This window comes from Streptomyces cupreus (assembly GCF_014257025.1).
GTDB lineage: Bacteria > Actinomycetota > Actinomycetes > Streptomycetales > Streptomycetaceae > Streptomyces > Streptomyces cupreus.
In genome coordinates this window covers 24,418-46,443 of record NZ_JACMSF010000038.1, presented here as the reverse complement: position 1 = coordinate 46,443, position 22,026 = coordinate 24,418, and the positions used below count along the sequence as shown (strand labels likewise).

The following is a 22,026-nucleotide window of genomic DNA, read 5'->3' as shown; positions in this document are numbered from 1 at the left end:
TTCCCGACCCCTCCACTCGGAATGATCTATTCCGGCGCCCTGGAATGTGAAATTCCGGCGTTTGCGTCCGCTCACGCGTGTTTCGGCAAGGGACGGTGCGCGGTGCGGCAACCACGGGGGTGGGGGCGTTCGTAGAGTCGGGGCATCGCGGTGAGTCCGGGGCCGTAGGCGGGCCGGATGTCGCTCGCCCCCCGAGTCGCGGCCCTCCCGTCGACCGGTGCCCTCCTCGTACATCCCCCGGCGAGGAGCGCCCCGGCGGTGGGAGGGCCGCTCCGTACCCCAGGACCCGCGCCCGCAGGGCATCGCACCGGCCCTTCCCCGGACGCCCGACCGACACCCTTCCCCGGACAAGAGTGAGGCTCAGCCCGACATGAATGCTGATCAGCGCATCACGGATGTGGATTCCTGGCGCCTGCTTCCGGCCGCCCAGCAGCCCGACTGGCCCGACCCGGACGCCCTCAAGGGCGTGCTCGAAGAGCTGGCGTCCTACCCGCCGCTGGTGTTCGCCGGGGAATGCGACCAACTGCGCGAGCGCATCGCCCGGGTGGCCAAGGGCGAGGCCTTCCTGCTCCAGGGCGGCGACTGCGCCGAGACCTTCGACGGGATCACCGCCGACCAGGTCCGGGACAAGGTCAAGACCCTGCTCCAGATGGCCGCCGTACTGACCTACGCCACCTCCGTACCGGTCGTGAAGATCGGCAGGATCGCCGGCCAGTACTCCAAGCCGCGCTCCCAGCCGGTCGAGGTCCGCGGCGAGATCACCCTGCCCGTCTACCGCGGCGACGCCGTCAACGGACAGGAGTTCACCGAGGAGGCCCGCCGGCCCGACCCGGAACGCCTCAAACGCATGTACCACGCCTCCGCCTCCACCCTGAACCTCATCCGCGCCTTCGTCACCGGCGGCTACGGCGATCTGCGCCAGGTCCACGAGTGGAACCGTGACTTCGTCAACAACTCCCCCATCGGCGCCCGTTACGAGGCCCTCGCCCGGGACATCGACCGCGCCCTGACCTTCCTCGCCGCCTGTGGCGCGGACCCCGGCGAGTTCCACCTCGCGGAGTTCTACTCCAGCCACGAGGCGCTCCTGCTCGACTACGAGGCCGCCCTCACCCGTACCGACTCCCGCACGGGGTACGCCTACGACGTCTCCGGGCACATGGTCTGGATCGGTGAGCGCACCCGCCAACTCGACCACGCCCACGTGGAGTTCGCCGCCGCCGTCCGCAACCCCGTCGCCGTGAAGCTCGGTCCGTCGGCCTCGCGGGACGAGGTGCTCGCGCTCATCGACCGGCTCGACCCCGAACGCGAGCCGGGCCGCCTGTCGTTCATCACGCGCATGGGCCGCGACAAGGTCCGTGACGTGCTGCCCTCGCTCGTCGAGGTGGTGGCGGAGGCGCAGGCTCCGGTCGCCTGGATCTGTGACCCGATGCACGGCAACACCTTCTCGGCGGCCAGCGGTCACAAGACCCGTCGCTTCGACGACGTGCTCGACGAGGTGACCGGCTTCTTCGAGGCGCACCGCGAGCTCGGCACCCACCCCGGCGGCATCCACATCGAGCTCACCGGCGACGACGTCACCGAGTGCGTGGGGGGCGGTCATCCGATCGGTCTGACGGACCTGCACCGGCGCTACCAGACCGCCTGCGACCCCCGGCTCAATCGCTACCAGGCGCTCGATCTCGCCTTCCAGGTCGCGGAGTTGTACGCCGACCGAGCCGCTCTGGCTCCCGCCCGCCCGCGTATCGCACAGGCGGCCTGACCAGCGCACTCGCACTGAATTCCGGGACGTGAGGCCGGGCTGAGAGCGGCCCGGCCTCATCGGCGCGCCCTCTTCGTATCCATCGAAACTCTCGATCCAAGTGGAAAACCCGCATGCGGGTATGTTTCTCTGGTGGTGCTTCATCGAGAGCTCCGACATCGGAACAGGGGGTACGCGATGCAACGTGTCAGTGAGGTGAAGCCCCGGCAGCTGCGCAGATGCGCTGCCGATCCGCCGCCCGCGGAGCGCGGTGGCCTGCAGATCGTCAAGAGCCACGAGGAGATCCTCGAAGGGACCACGGCCCGCCATCGCTTCGGCGAGGTGACCGTGTCGCTCGTCCAGGGAGGGCCTCGGGAACTCGTCCGTCCCGGGCGGCTGATCGGGGACGGTGGCCGGTCGCGGCTCAGGATGTGCCGGCCGCTGCACGGCGAGGTCTGGGTGTTCCAGGACGGCCGGCACGGCGTCGTACGGTCGCCGCAGCTGATCTCCTTCGACACCGGGCGCCCGTTCAAGGTGATCATGCCGGAGCAGTTCCGGATGGTCGACGTCATGGTGACCCACTCCCTGGTCGGGCTCACCGCAGCCGACACCCAGCGTCTGACCGCCCGCGCCTGGAGCGGCGACCAGGGGGCGGCCGCCCTGCTGAGCAGCCTGCTCGAAGGCCTGGACCGGCACGGCGAGGAGGTCGAGACGGCCGTCGATCTGCTCGGCGGCTCCGTCGCCGGGCTCACCGCGGTCCTGTTCGCCGAGCGGATGCGCGAGGTCGCGCCCGACAGCGAGATCGCCCGCCAGGCGCTGATGCTCAGGATCCAGGCCCATGTGCGCGAGCACCTCGCCGAGCCGAGCCTGAGCCCCATCGAGGTGGCCCGCCGGCACAACATCTCGCTGCGCTATCTCCAGAAGATCTTCCAGGAGTTCGGCGTCAGCCCGGCCCGCTGGATCCGCGACGAGCGGCTCGCCCGCTGCCGGTCGGAACTGGCCGACCCCACCCTCGACCACCTGCCCGTCGCGCTGATCGGCGAGCGGGCCGGTCTGTACGGGGCGTCCCACTTCAGCCGCCTGTTCCGCGGCCGCTACGGGGTCACGCCCAGCGAGTTCCGGAAGGAGCGCCGCGCCATGGACCACCACCTGGACACCGACCCCGCGAACGCCGGAGCCCGGCGATGAGCGCGGACACCGGCGCCGCCCCGACGGCGCGCTACGGAACCGTCGAGCACTTCCTCGGCCTGCTGCTGCCCGGCGGACTTGAGCCGGAGTCGTCCTGCCCCGGCCGCCTGGTCTCGGCCAGGACGGTGACCCACCAGAACACGGCACCGCACCCGGCCGTACGGGACCGGGGCAGGGACCGGGGCCGGAGGAGGAAGACATGACCGCAACCGCCACCGGCCTGCCCGAGCTGCGCATCAAGGTGCTCGGCCCGCTGGAGATCCACGTGGGCGGCGAGCGCCGCACCCTGACCGCGCCGATGGCGCGGCGGGCCATGGCCGTACTGCTGCTGGACGCCAACCATCTGGTGTCCACGCAGGCCCTCGTCGAGGAGCTGTGGGACGAGGAGCCGCCGCGGCTGGCCCGCAAGACCGTGCAGACGTACATCTACCAACTGCGCCAGGCCCTCAAGGGCAGCATCGACGCCGCCGGGGAGCGCCTGGAGACCGGGCCCGGCGGATACCGGCTCACCGCGCGTGCGGGGGAGCTGGATCTGTGGGAGTTCGAGCAGCGGGCGACCCGCGCCCGTGCCGCGCTCGCCTCCGGGGCGCCCGAGGACGCCGCCCGGCTGCTGCGTGAGGGACTCGCGCTGTGGCGCGGGGAGCCGTTCGCCGGTCTTGAGGCCGGTCCGCTGCTCACCGCGCGGATCGCGCAGATCGGCGAGGCCCGGCTCAGCGCCCTGGAGCTGCGGATCGAGGCCGACCTCCAACTCGGCCGCCACCAGGCGCTGGTGGCGGAGCTGCGCCGGCTCACCGTGGACCACCCGCTGGACGAGCGGTTCACCGCCCAGTTGATGATCGCCGCCCACCGGTCGGGACAGCGCAGCACGGCCCTAGACGCCTATCTGCGGCTGCGCCACCGGCTCGTCGACGAACTGGGCATCGAGCCGTCCGAGCGGGTGCGGGGGCTCCAGCAGGACATACTGCGCGAGGTCCTGCCGCTTGCCGCGAAGCCCGAGAAGGCGGCCGTACGGCGTCCCGCGGCCCCGGTGTCCGTCACCCCGGTCGTGGATCAACTGCCGCTGTCGACACCGGACTTCGTGGGACGGGAACTCGAACTGGCGAAGATCGGCGAGCCGTTCGCCGCTCCCGGACCCCATGTGATCACCCTGCTCGGCCCTGCGGGCGTGGGCAAGACCGCGCTCGCCGTGCGGGCCGCCCGCGCGATGGCCGAACGGTTCCCCGACGGGCTGCTGTACGCGTCCCTGCACGACGGATCCGACCGGCCGCGCTCCCCGGAGGCCGTGCTGCGGTCGCTGCTGGACGGGCTCGGCATCGGACGCCAGCGCCAGCCCGAGGACACCGAGGGACTCGCCGCGCTCTTCCGGGCCGCCGCCCGGGAACGCTCACTGCTCGTGCTGCTCGACGACGCCGCAGGACCCGACCAGGTGCTCGCGCTGCTGCCCGGCGGCGACTCCTGCCTGACCCTGGTGACCTCCCGGGTCCGGCTGTCACTGCCCGGCGCCCGGCGCCTGACGCTCGGGCCGCTCGGCGCCGAGGACGCGGACGCGTTCTTCGAGCGGCTGGTCGGCGAGGAGCGCATCACCGGGCACCACCCGGCGCTGCGGCACATGGTCACCCGGATGGGCAGGCATCCGCTGATGCTGCGGGCGGTGGGCGAGCTGTACGCGGCCCGGCCCATGTGGACGCTCACCGATCTGGCCGCGGGACTGCTCGACGACGACCGTCTGGTCGCCGAACTCCAGGACGAGGCCTGCGACGCGCTCGCCCGCGCGGACAGTGCCCTGGCCCGGCTCGCGCCCTGGCTGCGCAGGTCGATGTTCCTGCTCGCCGCGGCGGGCCCGGGGCCCTTCGACACCGAGCAGGTCAAGAAGGTGCTCGAACTCGACACCTGGAGCGCCCAGTCGGTCGTGGGGCGGCTGCTGGACCGGCATGTCCTGGTCCTCGCCGACGCCCCGCCGGGCGGCTCGGCCACCTTCCGGGTCCCGGAGATCGTCCGGTTCGGTGTCCTCGCGCACGCGACCGGTCGCTCCGCCGGCCGGATGGACTCCGCGTGGTCCGACGCCGGTCGGACCGATACCGCCGGTTCCGAGGCCGACCGACCGTACGTCATCGGCGCCGCCCGCCGTGGGCTGCTCCCGGCCCGCTCGCACGGCCCGGTCCCCGGTCCGCCGAGGCGGCGCCCGGTGACCCCGGCCACCTGACCCTTTTCAGCCTTCCCCGATCGTCCGCACCCAGCGCCCCGCACAACCCTCGAAAAACTGCTCTGACCAGCACGTTGTCCCGCTCTTGGACACGCCTTGGGCGGGTGTTGAACGGGCCGTCGGAGTCTGGACAACGGCGACGGAACGAACCATCCAAGGAGACCCCATGACGGACCAGCAGTTCGGCCAGCTCGATGTCCGCTACCTCAACCACTCCGCGCTCGCCCTGCCCGGCGGCGGGGAGCTGTACTACGAGGACAGCGGCGAGGGCCCGGCGGTGACCCTGCTGAACAACTTCTACATCGTCAGCCCGATCTGGCGGAACTTCACCACCGCCCTGGCCGACGACTTCCGGCTCGTCCACTACGACCTGCGCAACCAGGGCGCCTCCAACCCGGGCCCCGAGCCGGTGAAGTTCATGGACCACGTCGAGGACGTGCGCCGCCTGCTGGACCACCTCGGCATCGAGAAGACCTACCTGGTCGGCACGTCCATATCCACCCTCATCGCCCGGGAGTTCGCGCTCAAGTACCCCGAGCGCGTGGCAGGCCTGGTCCTGGTGGGCCCGGCGTTCTCGCCCAACGGCACCCTGCGCCGCAAGCTGGTCAGCCGCTCCTGGCTGGCGAGCCTGGAGTCCGGCGGCACCCAGCAGCTGTTCGGCCACCTCTACCCGCTGGTCTTCCCGGACCAGATGATCCACGAGGGCGGCACCGCGGCCTATCTGGCGCTCAAGGACAACTTCCTGTCCCTGCTCTCCGTCGGCTCCATCCGGGAGAACCTGCTCGCCTCCCTGGAGATCGAGGACGACCCCGAGGAGCTCGCCCGCCTCGCCGCCCCGACGCTGATCATCAACGGCGACGGCGACTTCGCCTGGAGCGAGTCCGTCATCGAGGACGCCCTGGCCCGCATCCCGGACAGCCGGGCGGTCACCCTCAAGCACGCCGGCCACGTGCCGTTCTTCGACGACCCGCAGGGCTTCCAGACGGCCGTCTCCGAGTTCGTACACGAACTGGAGGCGCGACACGCGGCCGAGACCGCCACCGCGGTCACCGGCGCGTAGCGGGGACGGGCGACACGGGGGCGGCCGGGGTCCGGTGATCCCGCACCCGCCGGCCCTCCGCCGCGCCGCCCGCCCGCACCCCCGAACCCCGATCCGCTGCACCACCGCAGCACCTCATCGACGCACACCACGTCCCGACGCTGGAGACAAGCACTCATGACAACACGTCTGTTGACCGGGGCCACCGGCTTCGTCGGCGGAGCCGTGGTCCTCGAACTCCTCGACAAGACCGACGACCCCGTCATCGCACTGGTCCGCGGCAAGGACGACTCCGAGGCGACGCGGCGCCTGCACGACACGCTCTCGGCGATGGCCGACGGCTACGGCCGCTCCGACCTGCACCCGGAGATCCTGCGTCGGACCGTCGCCGTGCACGGCGACATGACCGTGGACGGCTGCGGAGTCGACCTGACCACGGTGCCGCCCGTCGACGAGGTCTGGCACTGCGCCGCCTCGCTGCGCTACGAGGAGGAGTACCGCACCGAGATCGAGGCGCAGAACGTCCAGGGCACCGCCAACGTCCTCGAACTCGCCCGCAGGACGGGCGCGAGCACCTTCAACTACGTCTCCACCGCCTATGTCGCGGGCTCGCGGACCGACCTGATCGCCGAGGGCCCGGTGACCGACCGGTCGGTGGCCAACAACTGCTACGAGCAGACCAAGATGCGGGCCGAGGCCCTCGTCGAGGAGGCCGCCGGCGACATGCGGATCCGCATCCTGCGGCCCACCGTGGTCATCGGCCACAGCGTCACCCGGCACGGGCTGAACTGGTCCGGCCTGTACGGCTTCGCCCGTCAGGTGCTGGTCTTCAAGAAGACCGCCTCCCGCAAGCTCGGCACCTTCCTCTCGCACGCCCGGGTCCGGCTGCTGGCCGACCCCGAGACCGTCGTCAACCTCGTCCCGGTCGACATCGTCGCCCGCAACGCCGTCGCCATCTCGCTGTCGGACTCGACGGAGACGTACTTCCACCTCGGCAACTCCGACGGACCGAAGGTCCGCGACATGGTCACGCAGATCTTCGAGCTGATCGGTCTGCGCGAGCCGCTGTGGGTGGACGACCGCGACGGCTTCACCGCGATCGACGAGGCCCTCGACGGCGGCATGAACTTCTACCGCTCCTACCTCCGCTACAACAAGCGCTTCGACCTCACCAACACCGCCGCCGTCTGCGGCCCCGACGCCTCCTTCGCGCCCACCGGCGAGGAGGACCTGGCCGAGTACCTCCTCTACTACCTGCGCACCCTGCGCGGCTTCGAGGAGAACAGCGGCAACGACCGGATCGTCCACCCCGTAGCCGCCTGACGCTCCGCTGAGAGGGCCGTCGATCAGCTGCGGCGCCGTCGTGGCTGGTCGCGCCCACGCGGCGGTAGCCGCAAATCGACACAGTCCCGCGCCCCTTGGCGGCGCTGCCCAGCCCCTCGCTTCAAAAGATCCCCGAGCCTGCGTCACCCCGCGGGCCGTCACTGGAGGAGACATGTACGACAGCACGACGGTCGCGGAGCATCTGCGCGGCCTGCTGGAGAACGCGGTCGGCGCTCCGCTGCCGCTGGAAGACCCGGCGGCCCGTGCGGCGTCGCTGTGGAACCTGGGGCTCGCGTCGGCGGGCTTCATGCGACTGCTCGCCGACGTCGAGGACGCCTTCGGCATCGAGTGGGACCTGGACCAGCCGACCGAGGCGTTCTCGTCCTACGACGCGCTGCTCGCCCACATCACCGAGCACCTGGAGCGCCGTACGGCCAAGGCGGGGGGTGCGTGATGGCTCGCGTGAACCGCCGGCTCGCGCTGGCCACCGCCCCCGCCGAGGCCGCCCGCCGCCACCGCGCGGTGCCGATCCGCCTCGACAAGCCGCTCGACCTGTTCCCGCAGGCGGGCCGGAACTTCGACTACGCCACCTTCGCCGACCTGGTCGAGGAGGCCGCCGCCCTGCTCTCCGGGGCCGGCGTCACCGACGGCCAGCGCATCCTCATCGTCAAGCAGTCCAACTTCGACATACCCCTGCTGGCCTTCGCCTGCGCCCGGATCGGCGCCGTGCCGGTGCTGGTGCACTCGGCCGTCGGCTTCAAGGCGCTCGGCGTCATGACGGAGCGCGCCGCCCCGGCGGCCGTCCTCACCGACGCCACCACCGAGGCGGCCGGCGTGCTGGACTCCGTCGACCCCATGCTGCCGCGCTGGTACGTCGGCGAGCGCGGCGAGCACGGGCTCTCCCTGCTGGACGCCGAGCGCGGCCACATCCCGCCCGCCGTGGTGCCCCGCGAGGACACCCCGCAGCTGGTCACCCACAGCTCCGGCACCACGGGAGTGCCCAAGCTGGTGCTGCACTCCGTGCACAGCTTCGCCGGGCACGCCCGTCCGCAGATCACCATCGGCAAGGTGCTGCGGGTGCGCGACCCGTACCTGATGTGCCTGTCGCCGGTGCACGCCCGCTGCATGTCCGGGATGCTCGCCATCCTGGCGCTCGGCCTGCCGCTGGGCTTCCTCACCGACACCGCCCCCGAGAACGCCGCCGAGCTGCTCGCCGCGGTGCGCCCGGGTGTGGTGGAGACCGTCCCGAACGCCTTCATCCGCTGGGAGGAGGTGGCCGAGCGGCAGCCCGAACTGTTCGCGCAGACAAGGCTGTTCGTCAGCTCCTTCGACGCCGCCCACCCCCGCACCATCCGCACCCTGCTCGCCGCGGCCAGGCCCGGCGCCCGCTACATGCAGGCGTACGGCCAGACCGAGACCGGACCCGTCACCGTCAAGTCGCACAAGCTCAAGAGCCGCTGCGACGACGGCCGTTGCGTGGGCCGGGGGGTGCTCGGCCACACCAAGATCCGCGTGGTGGACGACCAGGGCGACAAGGCCCCCAAGGGCGTCCCCGGGCAGATCTTCGCCCGTTCCTCCGGAGTCACCCCCAGCTATCTCGGCTCCCCCGACCAGCGGGTCGACGGCTGGTGGGCGATGGGCGACTACGGCCTGGTCAGCGACCGCGGCTGTCTGCACCTGTTCGACCGGATCGTGGACCGGGGCAGCGGCGTGGAGAGCCTGCTGGCGGCCGAGGACGACATCCTCGAAGCGCTGCCGCAGCTCACCGAGGCCGTCATCATCCCGATGTCCGACGGGCCCGCGATCCCGCTGGTGGTCACCCGCGGCGACGCCCCGCTGGACCTCGCCGCCTGGCGCCGCGCGGTCGCCGGACTGCCCGAACTCGCCGCCCCGGTGCAGTGCCGCTGGGACGACATCCCGCACACGGCCACCTGGAAGGTCAAGCGGCTGGAGGTGGCACGCCGGCTGGCCGCGGGCGATCTGCCGGTCCTGGCCACGGCAGGGGAGGAACGATGACGACCGCCCCGCCGCGCCGGACCACCACGGCGGCGGAACTCTGGCTCAACTGGCTCCCGGCGGTGGAACGGCTCGTCGCGGTGCCCCGGGAGTTCCGCGTCGCCCGGCTCGCCCACGCCGAGGCGGCCCGCGAACTCGCCATCGACGAGGCCGTCCTGGAGAACCTGGTGGGCGCCGGCTTCCCCGCCGAGGACACCCCCGACGGGCTGCGCTACGACTACCACGACGTGATGAACCTCGGGCTCCAGTCCGGCCTCGGCCGCTCCCTGGCCGAGCTGGGCGAACGCCAGTGCATGCGGCTCGCGGCCGGACAGCCCGAGCAGTGGATGACCGAGCGGGTCACCCGGATCCGGCTCACCGCCACCTGCTCCGCCGCCGGCTGCACCAGCTGCGTCACCACCCCGGTCCCCGCCGAACCCGCCCCCAAGCTGTACGAGGGCCGGCTGACGGAGTGGGTGCGGGAAGAGGCCGGCTCGATGATCGCCACGGTCACCACCCGCGGCCACCGGGACGCCCCCCGCACCGACACCGTCCGCCGTATCCACGACGACCTGCTCGACCGGCTGATCTCCGGCGAGTACCAGTACGGCTGGGTGCCCGAGGCACTGCGGGCCCGCCCCGCCGTCGCGATCGAGCACCGCACCGTGGACTGCGTGGTCGCCGCCTGGCAGATGCAGCGGTGGGCCGAGGAGGCGGGCGTCCGCGCCCGCACCCGCCGTGGCTTCCTGCTCGGTCTGGTCGGGGTCGAGCACGCCTGGACCGAGGTGTTCGAGGAGGGCCGCTGGCTGCTCCTGGACCCGGTGCTGGCGTATCTCGGCTCCCGCCACCGCACCACCCACCCAGAGTTCGCCGACTTCACCCGAGGTTCGGTGCACAACCGGCTCCTTGCCTGGGACCGGTCCGTCGACGAGTCGCTGGCCGACCACGACTGCGTGGCCGGCGGACACGTCCGCGTCGACTGCCGCGGGCTCCCCGCCGCCCGTACCCCCGCCTGAGCGCACGGGTGGACACATCCCCCCATCGGGGCGACGCCCCGCCCCGTCATTTCTGGAGGAATACCCATGTTCAACAAGCTGGCCGCCTTGGCGACCGGCCGCCGAAAGCTGGTTCTCTGGCTGGGACTGCTGTTCTGTGTCGTGGCCGGAGGACTGGGCGGCGCCGTCAACAGCAAGCTGTCCTCCGGTGGTTACGAGGTGCCCGACGCCCCGTCGACGCAGGCGAACGAGATCCTCGGCGAGAAGTTCGGCACCGGTGAGCCCAACCTCGTGCTGCTCGTGAAGACCCCGCGGGGAGTCGACGACCCGGACACCGCCGCCAAGGGCGCCGAGCTGACCGGGAAGCTCGGCGCCGAGGACGGCGTCCAGGAGGCGGCCTCCTACTGGACCCTGGACAAGGCGCCCTCGCTGAAGGCCGAGAAGTCCGACTCCGCCCTGGTCCTCGCCCATCTGGAGGGCAACGAGGACGAGGTCGACGACTACCTGGCCAAGCTGCGCCCGCACTACGAGGACGGCTTCGAGGGCCTGCAGATCCAGTTCGGCGGCCGTGCCGAGGCGTACGCGGAGATGAACGAGCAGACCCAGGAGGACCTCGCGCTCGCCGAGACCCTGGTGCTGCCGCTGACCCTGATCCTGCTGGTCTTCATCTTCCGCGGGGTCATCGCGGCCCTGCTGCCGCTGGCCGTCGGCATCGTCGCCATCATCGGCGCCCTCGGTGTGCTGCGGGTGCTGGTGGAGCTGACCGATGTGTCGGTCTTCGCGATGAACCTCACCACGGGCCTCGGCCTCGGACTCGGCATCGACTACAGCCTGTTCGTGGTGAGCAGGTACCGGGAGGAGCTGAAGAAGGGCGCCGAGGTCAACGACGCCATCGCCACCAGCCTGCGCACCGCCGGCCGTACCGTCCTGTACTCGGCGATCACCGTGGCGCTGTCGCTGTCGGCGCTGCTGCTGTTCCCGATGTACTTCCTGCGCTCCTTCGCCTACGCCGGTATCGCGGTCGTCGCTTTCGCGGTGGTCGCCGCCCTGGTGCTGCTGCCGGCGCTGCTCGCGGTCATCGGCACGCGGATCAACAAGTGGTCGTGGAACCGCAAGAAGCCCGAGACGGCCGTCGAGAGCGGCTTCTGGCACAAGCTCGCCACCCTGGTGATGCGCCGTCCGCTGCCGCTGGCCACCGGTGTCATCGTGATCCTGCTGCTGCTCGGCTCGCCGTTCCTCGGTATCAAGCTCAACCTCGCCGACGAACGCACCCTGCCCGCGGACGCCGAGGCGCACCAGGTCGGCACGGTCCTCGTCGAGGACTACTCGGCCCGCGAGATGGAACCGCTCATGGTCGTCGCCGAGAACGCCGGTGACGCGGCCGAACGGGAGACGAATGTCGCGGCCTACGCCGAGACGCTGTCCAAGCTCGACAACGTCGCCAGGGTCGACGCCCTGACCGGCTCCTACACGGACGGCAAGCAGATCGCCCCGGCCGGCGCGATCAACGAGCGCTACGAAAAGGGCGAGGGCACCTGGCTGTCGGTGATCCCGGAGGTCGGCTCCTACACCGACGCGGGCCAGGATCTGGTCGACGACATCCGGGACACGAAGGCGCCGTTCGAGGACGTGAAGGTGGCGGGCACCGCGGCCTCCTTCAAGGACACGATGACCTCGCTGACCGACCGCATGCCGTGGGCGCTGCTGCTGATCGCCGTCTCCACGTTCGTGCTGCTGTTCCTGATGACGGGCAGCGTGCTGATGCCGGTGAAGGCCTTCGTGCTCAACCTGCTCAGCCTCACCGCCACCTTCGGTGCCATGGTCTGGGTCTTCCAGGACGGCAATCTGATGTGGCTGACCGGCGACTTCACCGTCACCGGCGGCATCGTGGCCACCACCCCGATCATGATGTTCTGCGTGGCCTTCGGCCTCTCCATGGACTACGAGGTCTTCCTCCTGTCCCGCATCAAGGAGGAGTACGACCGCAATGGAGACAACACCCGGGCCGTCGCGCTGGGCCTCCAGCGCACCGGCGGCCTGGTCACCGCGGCCGCCGCGCTGATCGCCCTGGTCTTCGCCTCCTTCCTGGTCTCCGGCATCACGTACATGAAGCTGCTCGGCCTCGGTCTCGCCCTGGCCGTACTGATGGACGCCACCCTCGTCCGGGGTGTCCTGGTCCCGGCCTTCATGCGCCTGGCCGGCCGCTACAACTGGTGGGCCCCGCGCCCGCTGACCCGCATCTACGAGCGGTTCGGCCTGAGCGAGGGCGAGGACGACCTGGCCCCGGCGAACGCCGGTTCCGGCAAGTCCGTGGACGCCGGGCGTGAGCCTGCCGACGTCGGCCGGTGACCCGAGCGGCGTAACGAACCACCGGCGGGGCCCCACGGCCACCGGGGCCCCGCCGGGCCTCCCTCCCCCCACACCCACCCAGACACGTATCCGAGGGGAACTCCCATGTCCGACCAGCTCACCCCGGGCCACGCGCTCCTGCTGGAGTTCGTCGATCTGCCCGAACTCCTCGACGGCATCGGCCGCGACGACGATCTGACGACGGCAGGGCTCAACTCCGGCGACCTGATCCGGCTCGCCCTCGCCATCGAGGAGCAGACCGGCAGCCCGCTCGACGACGACGAACTGACCGCGCTGCACACCGTCGCCGGCATCGACCAGGTGCTGACCGCGCGCTCCGCCTCCGTGAGCGAGGCCCGCTGATGTGGATGGCCCACTTCGTCCGGCGGCACGCCGGACAGCGCCCCGACGCACTCGCCCTCGCCGACGAGCGGCTCTCGCTCACCTGGCGTGAACTCGACGAACGTACCGACGCGTTGGCCGCCGCGCTGATCGACCGCGGGGTCGGCCCCGGTGAGCGTCTCGTCGTCAGCTCGCCCAACCGGGTCGAGGTGCTGGAGCTGTACATCGCGGCCGGCAAGGCCGGGGCGATCGTCTGCCCCGTCAACCACTCCTTCCCGGCCCCTGAGGTCGAGCACGTCGTCTCCAACTCCGCCCCGCGCGGCGTGATCGCCGAGCAGGGCGTCCTGGACCGGCTCGGTGACGCGTTCGGCGACAGCTGGCGCCTCGCCCTGGACAGCCCCGCCTACGAGGAGCTGCTCGCCACCCCGCCCCGGGCGCTGTCGCTGCCCCACATGGACGACCTGTTCGCGATCCTGCACACCTCGGCCACCACCGGCCGGGCCAAGGGCGTCGCCGTCACCCACCGCTCGGTGTCGGCCTGCTACACGGCTCTCGCCGCCGAGGCCCGGTTCACCGCCGACGACGTCATGCTCAACCCGTGTCCGCTGTTCCACGGATCGATGGTGATCGGCCTGGCCCTGCTCGCGGCCAGCGGAACCCTGGTCCTTCAGCGGGAGTTCGCCCCGCAGCGTTTCCTCGCCGAGGCCGAGCAGCGCGGCGCGACCCGCGCCTTCCTGGTGCCGTCCATGGTCCGCTTCGCGATGCGCACCAAGGCCTTCGACTCCACCGACCTGTCCACCCTCGTCGACGTCATGTTCGGCGGCGCCCCCATGCCGGAGGAGCTGCTGCGCGAGTCCCTGGAGCGCTTCCCCTGCCCGTTCCGCGGGATCTACGGCATCACCGAGGGCGGCGGCCCGATCGCCACCGTCGTCTTCGGCGGGGCCGAGGATCACGGCGCGGACGCCGCGACCCGGGAACTGCGGCTGCGCTCGGCGGGCCGGATGCTGCCCGGCTGCCACATCGAGGTGCAGGACAAGGAGGGCAAGGCGCTGCCGCCCGGCGAGATCGGCGAGGTCTGCGTCCGCGGCGACGGTCTGATGCGCGGCTACTGGCGCAACCCCACGGCCACCGAGTCCACCCTGCGCGACGGCTGGCTGCGCACCGGTGACCTCGGCTACTCCGACGCCGACGGCTACCTCTACCTGGTCGACCGGATCAACGACGTCCTCATCCGCGGTGGGCAGAACGTCTACCCCGCCGAGATCGAGCGGGTCCTCGGCGCCCAGCGCGGCGTCGCCGACGCGGCCGTCGTGGGCGCGCCCTCGGAGGAATGGGGCGAGGTCCCGGTGGCGTTCGTCGTCGCCGAAGGCGAAGAGGTCTCCGCGGCCGGGCTGTTGAAGGCCTGCGCCAGCGAACTGGCCAGCTACAAGCGGCCGGTGCGCATCGAGTTCGTGTCCGAGATCCCGCGCAGCGCGGCCGGAAAGATCCTGCGCCGCAAGCTGCGGGAGCGTTTCGCCGACGGCATGCCGGGCGCCGCCCCGGTGCCGCCCGTGGACCGGGGAGCGTGAGCGGCATGCGAGTCGCCTGCATAGGCGCGGGCCCCGGCGGGCTCATGCTGGCCCTGCTGCTGCGCCGCCTCGGCGGCCACGAGGTCGACGTCTACGAACGCAGCCCGGCCGGTGCCACCTACGGCTTCGGCGTGGTCTTCTCCCGCTTCAGCCTGGCCCGGCTGCGCCGCGCCGCCCCCGATGTGGTCGCCGCCCTGCTGGACCGCGGCGCCCGCTGGGACGACGTGGAGGTGCGCCGGGACGGCGAGGAGATCCGTTCCTCCGGTCACGGCTTCGCCGCGGTCGAGCGCCGCACCCTGCTCACCGCACTGAACGAACTGGCCGAAGACGCGGGCGCCCGCCTGTACTTCAACACGGAGGCCGACGCCGCCGAACTGCTCGGGCGCTACGACGTCGTGGTCGCCGCCGACGGCTCCGGCAGCCGCACGAGGACTTCTTTCGCCGGGGAGTTCGGGGCCGAGGTCGTCCCCGGACGCGGCCGGTACGCCTGGTTCGGCGTGGACCGTGCCTTCGGCGCGATGACGTTCCTCTTCGCCGACAGTGAGTACGGACCGGTCGGCGCCCATGTGTATCCCTACGGTCCGGACCGGTCGACGTTCCTGGTCGAGCTGGGCGAACAGGCCTGGCAGCGGGCCGGTTTCACCGAGGGCGCCACCAAGCCGCCCGGCTGGAACGACGAGCAGGCCATGGAGTTCTGCGCCGAGGTGTTCGCCGAGCACCTGCGCGGGGCGAAGCTGCTCGGCAACGGCTCTCGCTGGCTGACCTTCCCGCACATCACCAGCTCCCGCTGGTCCAGCGGCCGCCTGGTGGGCCTCGGCGACGCCGTGCACACCGCGCACTTCTCCGTCGGCTCGGGCACCACCCTGGCCCTGGAGGACGCGGTGGAGCTGGCCCGCCGGCTCTCCGAGCACGGGGAGGGCGACGACCTCGACGCGACGCTCGCCGCGTACGAGGCGACCCGCCGGCCGATCGTGGAGTCCGTGCAGCAGGCGGCCTGGGCGAGCCTGCGGATGTGGTCGCACCCGGAGGAGCACCGCGCTCTTGACCCGGCCACGCTGATGCTGCGGCTGCTCACCCGCACCGGTCAGTCCGCCGCGGATGTGCTGCTGCGGCTCGATCCCCAACTCGCGAAGATCGGTGACGGGGTGACGGCACTGCCGGAGGGTCCGGTACCCGCGCTGGTGTCGTCCGACGGTTCCGCGGTTCCGGGCGACGCGCTGCTCCTGGCACCCGGGGCGCAGGCACCGGCCGGCCACGACGGCCCCCTGCTGGTCGCCGCCGACGAGCAGGCCGAGGAGCGGCTGAAGGGACTGCGGGCCGAACTGCCGAACGCCGTACTCGGGTTGCTGATCCAGGCACCGGCGCCGGCCGAGGAGCCCGTGGCCCGGGTCGTCGACTCGGTCGTCGCGCTCGCCACCGCCGTACCGCTCGATGTGGTGGCCGTAGCCCCCGGCCCCCGGCTCCCCGCCGCCGACCGCACCGCCCGCTCGGCGCTCGCCGAACGACTGACGGCGGCCGGGATGCGCACTGCCTACGTGTGCCGTCCGAACGAACTGAGCCAGGGCTGGACCCATGCCCGCTCAGGCCGCGCCGACACCGTATGGACCACGGAGCCCTGACCAGCCACCCACCGCACAGGCCACCGTCCCTCGACCCGCGCCCGCCGCACAGGCCACCGGCCCTGGACCAGACGCCCGCCTCTTGGGCCACCGGCCCTTGGCCAGACGCGCACCTCTTGGGCTACCGGCCCCTGACCACGTGCCCACCAATAAGTGCCACCGGCCCCTGACCGCGCGCCCGCCTCATGGCCACCGGCCCCTGACCAGACATCCACCGCACAGGCCACCGGCCCTTGACCACGCGCCCACTGCATGGGCCACCGGCCTCTGACCAGACACCCACTGCATCGGCCACCGGCCCCTGACCAGACATCCACGGCACAGGCCACCGGCCCTTGACCACGCGCCCGCCTCATGGGCCACCGGCCCCTGACCACGCGCCCACTGCATGGGCCACCGGCCCCTGACCAGATACCCACTGCATGCGCCACCGGCCCCTGACCAGACACCCACGCCCAGGCCACCGGGCCCAGACCACGCGCTCGCCATAAGGGCCACCGGCCCCAGACCACGCGCCCCGCACGCTGCCCCTTGCCCTGGGGCGAGGGTGTGCGGGCCGACAGCCTTCCAGTCCCGGGTCACCATCCGTGCCCCCGGCCCCGGCCAGGGCTTCGTCCCCGGCCACGACAACCCCGTACCCCGGCCTGCTCCGGGCGCGGGCCCGCCGCTTTTCAGCCCCGGGACACCACCGGGTTCGAGAAAGGAATTTGGGGGATGCCCCTGCTGGAAACCTCCCGGCCGCGCACCGGCCGGGCAGCCACGTCCGGGCGGTGGACGACACCCGTCGGAGTCGAGGTCGTCCGCACCACCGAGCTCCTCGGCTCCGCCGCCGTCCTCCGCACCGACCTTGAGGACACCCTCGACGAGCGCCGCGGCATGCTTCTGTTCCGCGGTCCCGACCGGATCATCGGTTACTCCGACCCGCCGGTGGAGATCACGGCTACCGGCCAGGAGATACGGGCCACCGCGCTCAACGAGCGCGGCCGCGTCCTGCTCCCCGCCCTGCTGGCGCTGTTCTCCCGCGCGATCGGACCCGGCGGTCGCGCCGAGGCCGACGGTGACACCCTGCGTGTGCGCGGCGGCGTCCCCGACGGCACCTTCGCGGAGGAGGACCGCACCCGCCAGGTCGGCGTCTTCGCCGCCATCCGGTCCGTCGTCGAGGGCCTCGCCCTCCCCGACGACGCGCTGCTCGGCCTCTACGGCGCCTTCGGCTACGACCTGATCTTCCAGGTCGATCCGGTGACGCTCGGCCAGCACCGCGCCCCCGGCGACCGCGACATGGTGCTGCACCTGCCCGACACCATCTACGAACTCGATCTCAAGGCCGATGAAGCGGTCCGGCACGACTACGACTTCCGCGTCGGCGCCTCCCGCACCGACGGCCTGGACCGGGCCACCCCGGCCCGCCCCTTCGTGCCCGCCGCGCAGGCCCCCGAAAGGGACCACGCGCCCGGCGAGTACGCCCGCGTCGTCGAGCGGGCCCGCCCGCTGTTCCGCTCCGGCGACCTCTTCGAGGTCGTGCCGAGCCAGTCCTTCCACCGGGTCGTCGAGCGCCCGCCGTCCCGGCTGTTCCGCACCCTGCGCGAGCGCAACCCCGCCCCGCACAGCCTGCTGATGAACCTCGCCCAGGACGAGTACCTGGTCGGCGCCTCGCCGGAGATGTTCGTAAGGGTCACCCCGCGCGGCGCGTCCGGCGCCCTCGTCGAGACCTCCCCGATCAGCGGCACCATCGCCCGCGGTCGGGACGCGCTGGAGGACGCCGACCGCATCCGTACCCTGCTCAACTCGTCCAAGGACGAGCACGAGCTGACGATGTGCACGGACGTCGACCGCAACGACAAGTCCCGGGTCTGCCTGCCCGGCACCGTCCAGGTCACCGCCCGCCGCCGCATCGAGATGTACTCCACCCTCATCCACACCGTCGACCGGGTCGAAGGGGTGCTCAGGCCCGACCGGGACGCCCTGGACGCCTTCCTCGCCCACCTGTGGGCGGTCACCGTCACCGGGGCACCCAAGCTGTCCGCCATCGAGTTCATCGAACGGCACGAGCGCTCCCCGCGCCGCTGGTACGGGGGAGCGGTGGGCCGGATCGGGTTCGACGGCGGCCTGGACACCGTGCTGACCCTGCGCACCATCCATCTGCACGACGGCGTGGCCACGGTCCGCGCCGGCGCGACCCTGCTGCACGACTCCACCCCCGAGGACGAGGAACTGGAGACCGAGCTGAAGGCGAAGGCCCTGCTCGGCGTCCTGGACGAGCCCGCCACGCCCCTACGGCCTGCCCGGCTCGGCGTCGAGGAGGGGCCCGGCGCGGGGCGGCGGATCCTGCTGGTCGACCACCGCGACTCCTTCGTGCACTGCCTCGCGGGCTATCTGCGCGAGACCGGCGCCGAGGTCGGCACCTACCGCAGCGGCGGCCACCTCCCGCTGCTCGCCGAGCAGCGGCCCGACCTGGTGGTGCTCTCGCCGGGACCGGGCACCCCGTCCGACTTCGGCACCGCCGCCACGCTCGCCGAGGCCGAGCGGCTCGGCATCCCGGTGTTCGGGGTCTGCCTGGGCCTGCAGGGCATCGTCGAGTACCTCGGCGGCACCCTCGGCGTGCTGCCCGAGCCGGTGCACGGCAAGCCGTCCCGGGTCAGGCGCACCGAGGCCGACTCGATGCTCCTCGACGGACTGCCCAAGAGCTTCACCGTCGGCCGCTACCACTCCCTCTACGCCGACCCGGCCCAGCTGCCCGACTCCCTGCGGGTCACGGCGGCCACCGAGGACGGGCGGGTCGCGATGGCCGTGGAGGCGCCCGAGCGCCGGTTCGCCGCGGTCCAGTTCCACCCCGAGTCGATCATGACCACCGCCGGGCGTACCGGCCGGCTCGTGGTGCACAACGCGGTGGCGCGGCTCACCCGTACCCCGATAGGAGCCCTGCGGTGAGCGCCCTGCTCCCGGCCCCGGTGTCGGCGTCGGCGAGCGGTGACCCCGAGCCCGTCGACCTGGCCGCCGTAGCGGCCCTGTTCGAGCCGCCCGTGATCGCGGCGCAGGCGCACACCGGCGAGCTGGACTTCGCCCAACTGCCCGCGCCGGTCCGGGAGTTGCTGCGCGGCTTCACCGCGCCGCTGCGCCGCGAGACCTTCACCGCGGGACGCCTGGCCGCGGCCCGTGCCACGGCCGCCCTGACCGGCATGCCCCGATGGCTGAGCGCCGACGCCCGAGGGGCGCCGAGCTGGCCGTACGGCGTGGCCGGCTCGCTGAGTCACACCAACCGGGTCGCCCTGTGCGTGACCGGACCCGACCACGGCGTCGGGCTCGGCATCGACATCGAACCCCTGGAGACGGGCGAGGAGTTGCTCTCCGCCGTGCACTACGTGTGCACGCCCGAGGAGCGCGACCGGCTGCGCGACTGCCCCGACCCGGCCCGTGCCGTGCTCCGGCTGTTCTGCGTCAAGGAGGCCCTCTACAAGGCGCTGCCGCCCGACACCCAGGACGGCGTCTCCTTCCAGTCCGTGGACCTGGAGTGGGAGGAGCCGCCGGCCGGCCAGGACCCGGGCGTGCCGGTGCGGCTGCGTGTCGTACGCGGTCCCGCGCCCGGCACCACCGGCCGCTGCGCCGTGGTCGGCAGCCGCATGATCGCGGCGGTCGCCCTGCCGTGGCCGCCCGGCTCCCCCACTTCCCGTACCGAGTTCCGTATTCAGCAGGACGGACAGCAGACATGACCACCAGACAGCACACCGTGTGCGTGATCGGCGCGGGACCGCGGGGTCTCTCCGTGATCGAGCGGCTCTGCGCCGCCGCCCGTGCCGCCGCCCCCGACACCACCGTCGGCATCCATGTCGTCGACCCGCACGCGCCCGGTGCCGGCCAGGTCTGGCGCACCAGCCAGTCCGCGCATCTGCTGATGAACACGGTGGCCGGACAGATCTCGGTGTTCACCGACGCCAGCGTCGAGCTGACCGGCCCCCTGGAACCGGGCCCCAGCCTGCACGCCTGGGCCCGGTCGCTGGTCGCCGGTGACATCCCCGGCCATCACCCCGACCATGTCCTCGCCGAGGCCCGCGAGCTGGGCCCCGACACCTACCCGACCCGGGCGTTCTACGGCCACTATCTGCGCTGGGCCTTCGACCGCACCGTCGCGGGCGCCCCGGACTGCGTGACCGTCACCTGGCACCGGGCCCGTGCCGTGGCCCTGGACGACGAGGCCGCCGCCCTGGCGACCGGCCATCCACCACGCCAGACGGTCACCCTGGACGACGGCACGGCCTTGGAGCACCTGGACTCCGTCGTCCTGGCCCAGGGCCATCTGCCGGCCCGGCCGACGGCCGTGGAGGAGCAGTTCGCCGACCTCGCCCGCGAGTACGGCCACACCCATCTCGCCCCCTCCAACCCGGCCGACACCGACCTGGAATGCGTACGCCCGGGCCAGCCGGTCCTGCTGCGCGGGCTCGGTCTGAACTTCTTCGACTACATGGCCCTGCTCACCACCGGCCGCGGCGGCAGCTTCACCCGCGTCTACGGCCGGTTGGTCTATCTGCCCTCCGGGCGTGAACCCCGGCTGTACGCCGGTTCCCGGCGCGGGGTGCCCTACCAGGCACGCGGCGAGAACGAGAAGGGCCCGCACGGTCGGCATGAGCCGCTGCTGCTCACCCCGGCCCGGACCGCCCGGATGCGGGCCGCGCGCGGCTCCGGCGGCGCCGACTTCCTGCGGGACGTGTGGCCGCTGGTCGCCAAGGAGGTCGAGACCGTCTACTACAGGACGCTGCTGGTCTCGCGCGGTCGTGCGGACCGCGCCGAGGCGTTCCAGCGGGCCTTTCTCAGCGCGCTGCCGGGCACGTCCGCGGAGGAGACGGTGCTCGACGCGTACGAGATCGGTGAGAAGGACCGCTGGGACTGGGACCGGCTCTCCCAGCCGTACCAGGACCAGGAGTTCGGCAGCCCCGAGGACTTCACCGCCTGGCTCCTGGACCATCTGCGCGAGGATGTCGCCGAGGCCCGCAGCGGCAATGTCAGCGGTCCGCTGAAGGCCGCCCTGGACGTGCTGCGCGACCTGCGCAACGAGATCCGGCTCGTCGTCGATCACGGCGGACTGCACGGCGACTCCCACCGTGAGCACCTGGACCGCTGGTACACGCCGCTCAACGCCTTCCTCTCCATCGGGCCGCCCGCGTCCCGCATCGAGGAGGCGGCCGCCCTGATCGAGGCCGGTGTGCTGCACATCGTCGGCCCCGATCTGCGCGTCGACGTCGACCGCCACGGCTTCCACGCCCACTCGCCGCTGGTGCCGGGCTCCCGGATCAGCACCGAGGTGCTGATCGAGGCGCGGCTGCCCGACATCACGCTCAGCCGCACCGAGGATCCGCTGTTGAGGCACCTGCTGGACACCGGCCAGTGCGCCACGCACCGGATCGCCACCCGCAACGGCACCTGGATCTACACGGAAGGCCTCGCGGTGACCCCTCGCCCCTTCCAGCTCCTGGACGCCGCCCGGCGCCCGCACCCGCGCCGGTACGCCTTCGGCGTGCCCACGGAGTCGGTCCACTGGGTGACGGCCGCGGGCATCCGTCCCGGCGTCAACTCGGTGACCCTCACCGACTCCGACGCCATCGCCCAGGCGGCGCTCGGGGCGGTACTGGAACAGCGGGACAGCTTGCAGCGGACGGCGGCGTGACACCTGGGCGT

16 protein-coding genes are annotated in these 22,026 nt (G+C 72.2%); all 16 read left to right on the top strand.

What is annotated here, in order from left to right:
* Window positions 1-370 precede the first annotated feature (370 nt).
* The gene (locus H4N64_RS29320) at window positions 371-1,759 is read left to right on the top strand and encodes a class II 3-deoxy-7-phosphoheptulonate synthase (RefSeq protein ID WP_186285450.1); all 1,389 of its coding nucleotides are present in this window, start codon (window positions 371-373) and stop codon (window positions 1,757-1,759) included.
* Between the two features lie 177 nt (window positions 1,760-1,936).
* Window positions 1,937-2,926: an AraC family transcriptional regulator gene (locus H4N64_RS29315; RefSeq protein ID WP_186285449.1), complete on the top strand. Its 990-nt coding sequence runs from the start codon at window positions 1,937-1,939 to the stop codon at window positions 2,924-2,926.
* Window positions 2,923-3,129 carry a hypothetical protein gene (locus H4N64_RS29310; protein ID WP_186285448.1) on the top strand — a complete coding sequence of 69 codons (207 nt, stop codon included), beginning with the start codon at window positions 2,923-2,925 and terminating at the stop codon, window positions 3,127-3,129. The genes H4N64_RS29315 and H4N64_RS29310 overlap by 4 nt, the downstream gene beginning before the upstream one ends.
* On the top strand, window positions 3,126-5,129 hold the full coding sequence (locus H4N64_RS29305; RefSeq protein ID WP_186285447.1) for an AfsR/SARP family transcriptional regulator: 2,004 nt from the start codon (window positions 3,126-3,128) through the stop codon (window positions 5,127-5,129). The genes H4N64_RS29310 and H4N64_RS29305 overlap by 4 nt, the downstream gene beginning before the upstream one ends.
* Window positions 5,130-5,295: 166 nt before the next feature.
* Entirely contained in the window at window positions 5,296-6,189 is an 894-nt protein-coding gene (locus H4N64_RS29300; RefSeq protein ID WP_186285446.1) for an alpha/beta fold hydrolase, read from the top strand.
* 156 nt (window positions 6,190-6,345) lie between these two features.
* Window positions 6,346-7,491 (top strand): SDR family oxidoreductase, encoded by a 1,146-nt coding sequence (locus H4N64_RS29295; RefSeq protein WP_186285445.1) that lies wholly within the window; start codon window positions 6,346-6,348, stop codon window positions 7,489-7,491.
* Between the two features lie 172 nt (window positions 7,492-7,663).
* Window positions 7,664-7,945, top strand: coding sequence for a hypothetical protein (locus H4N64_RS29290; RefSeq protein ID WP_186285444.1), 282 nt, complete (start codon window positions 7,664-7,666; stop codon window positions 7,943-7,945).
* The gene (locus H4N64_RS29285) at window positions 7,945-9,507 is read left to right on the top strand and encodes a class I adenylate-forming enzyme family protein (RefSeq protein ID WP_186285443.1); all 1,563 of its coding nucleotides are present in this window, start codon (window positions 7,945-7,947) and stop codon (window positions 9,505-9,507) included. The genes H4N64_RS29290 and H4N64_RS29285 overlap by 1 nt, the downstream gene beginning before the upstream one ends.
* Window positions 9,504-10,502 carry a transglutaminase-like domain-containing protein gene (locus H4N64_RS29280; protein ID WP_186285442.1) on the top strand — a complete coding sequence of 333 codons (999 nt, stop codon included), beginning with the start codon at window positions 9,504-9,506 and terminating at the stop codon, window positions 10,500-10,502. Before H4N64_RS29285 ends, H4N64_RS29280 begins: the two co-directional genes overlap by 4 nt.
* Before the next feature lie 66 nt (window positions 10,503-10,568).
* Window positions 10,569-12,830, top strand: a complete 2,262-nt coding sequence (locus H4N64_RS29275) for an MMPL family transporter (RefSeq protein WP_186285441.1) — start codon at window positions 10,569-10,571, stop codon at window positions 12,828-12,830.
* Window positions 12,831-12,935: 105 nt separating this feature from the next.
* Window positions 12,936-13,193 carry a phosphopantetheine-binding protein gene (locus H4N64_RS29270; RefSeq protein ID WP_186285440.1) on the top strand — a complete coding sequence of 86 codons (258 nt, stop codon included), beginning with the start codon at window positions 12,936-12,938 and terminating at the stop codon, window positions 13,191-13,193.
* Window positions 13,194-13,198: 5 nt separating this feature from the next.
* Window positions 13,199-14,740 (top strand): class I adenylate-forming enzyme family protein, encoded by a 1,542-nt coding sequence (locus tag H4N64_RS29265; RefSeq protein ID WP_186285439.1) that lies wholly within the window; start codon window positions 13,199-13,201, stop codon window positions 14,738-14,740.
* A 5-nt stretch (window positions 14,741-14,745) separates the two neighbouring features.
* Complete coding sequence (locus tag H4N64_RS29260; RefSeq protein ID WP_260860043.1) at window positions 14,746-16,359, top strand: FAD-dependent monooxygenase; 1,614 nt, start codon at window positions 14,746-14,748, stop codon at window positions 16,357-16,359.
* Window positions 16,360-17,073: 714 nt separating this feature from the next.
* Complete coding sequence (locus H4N64_RS29255) at window positions 17,074-19,287, top strand: anthranilate synthase component I (protein WP_186285437.1); 2,214 nt, start codon at window positions 17,074-17,076, stop codon at window positions 19,285-19,287.
* Entirely contained in the window at window positions 19,284-20,066 is a 783-nt protein-coding gene (locus tag H4N64_RS29250; protein ID WP_186285436.1) for a 4'-phosphopantetheinyl transferase family protein, read from the top strand. Before H4N64_RS29255 ends, H4N64_RS29250 begins: the two co-directional genes overlap by 4 nt.
* A complete protein-coding gene (locus tag H4N64_RS29245) occupies window positions 20,063-22,015 on the top strand; it encodes an FAD/NAD(P)-binding protein (protein ID WP_186285435.1) in 1,953 nt (650 codons plus the stop codon). Before H4N64_RS29250 ends, H4N64_RS29245 begins: the two co-directional genes overlap by 4 nt.
* The last annotated feature ends 11 nt before the right edge of the window (window positions 22,016-22,026 follow it).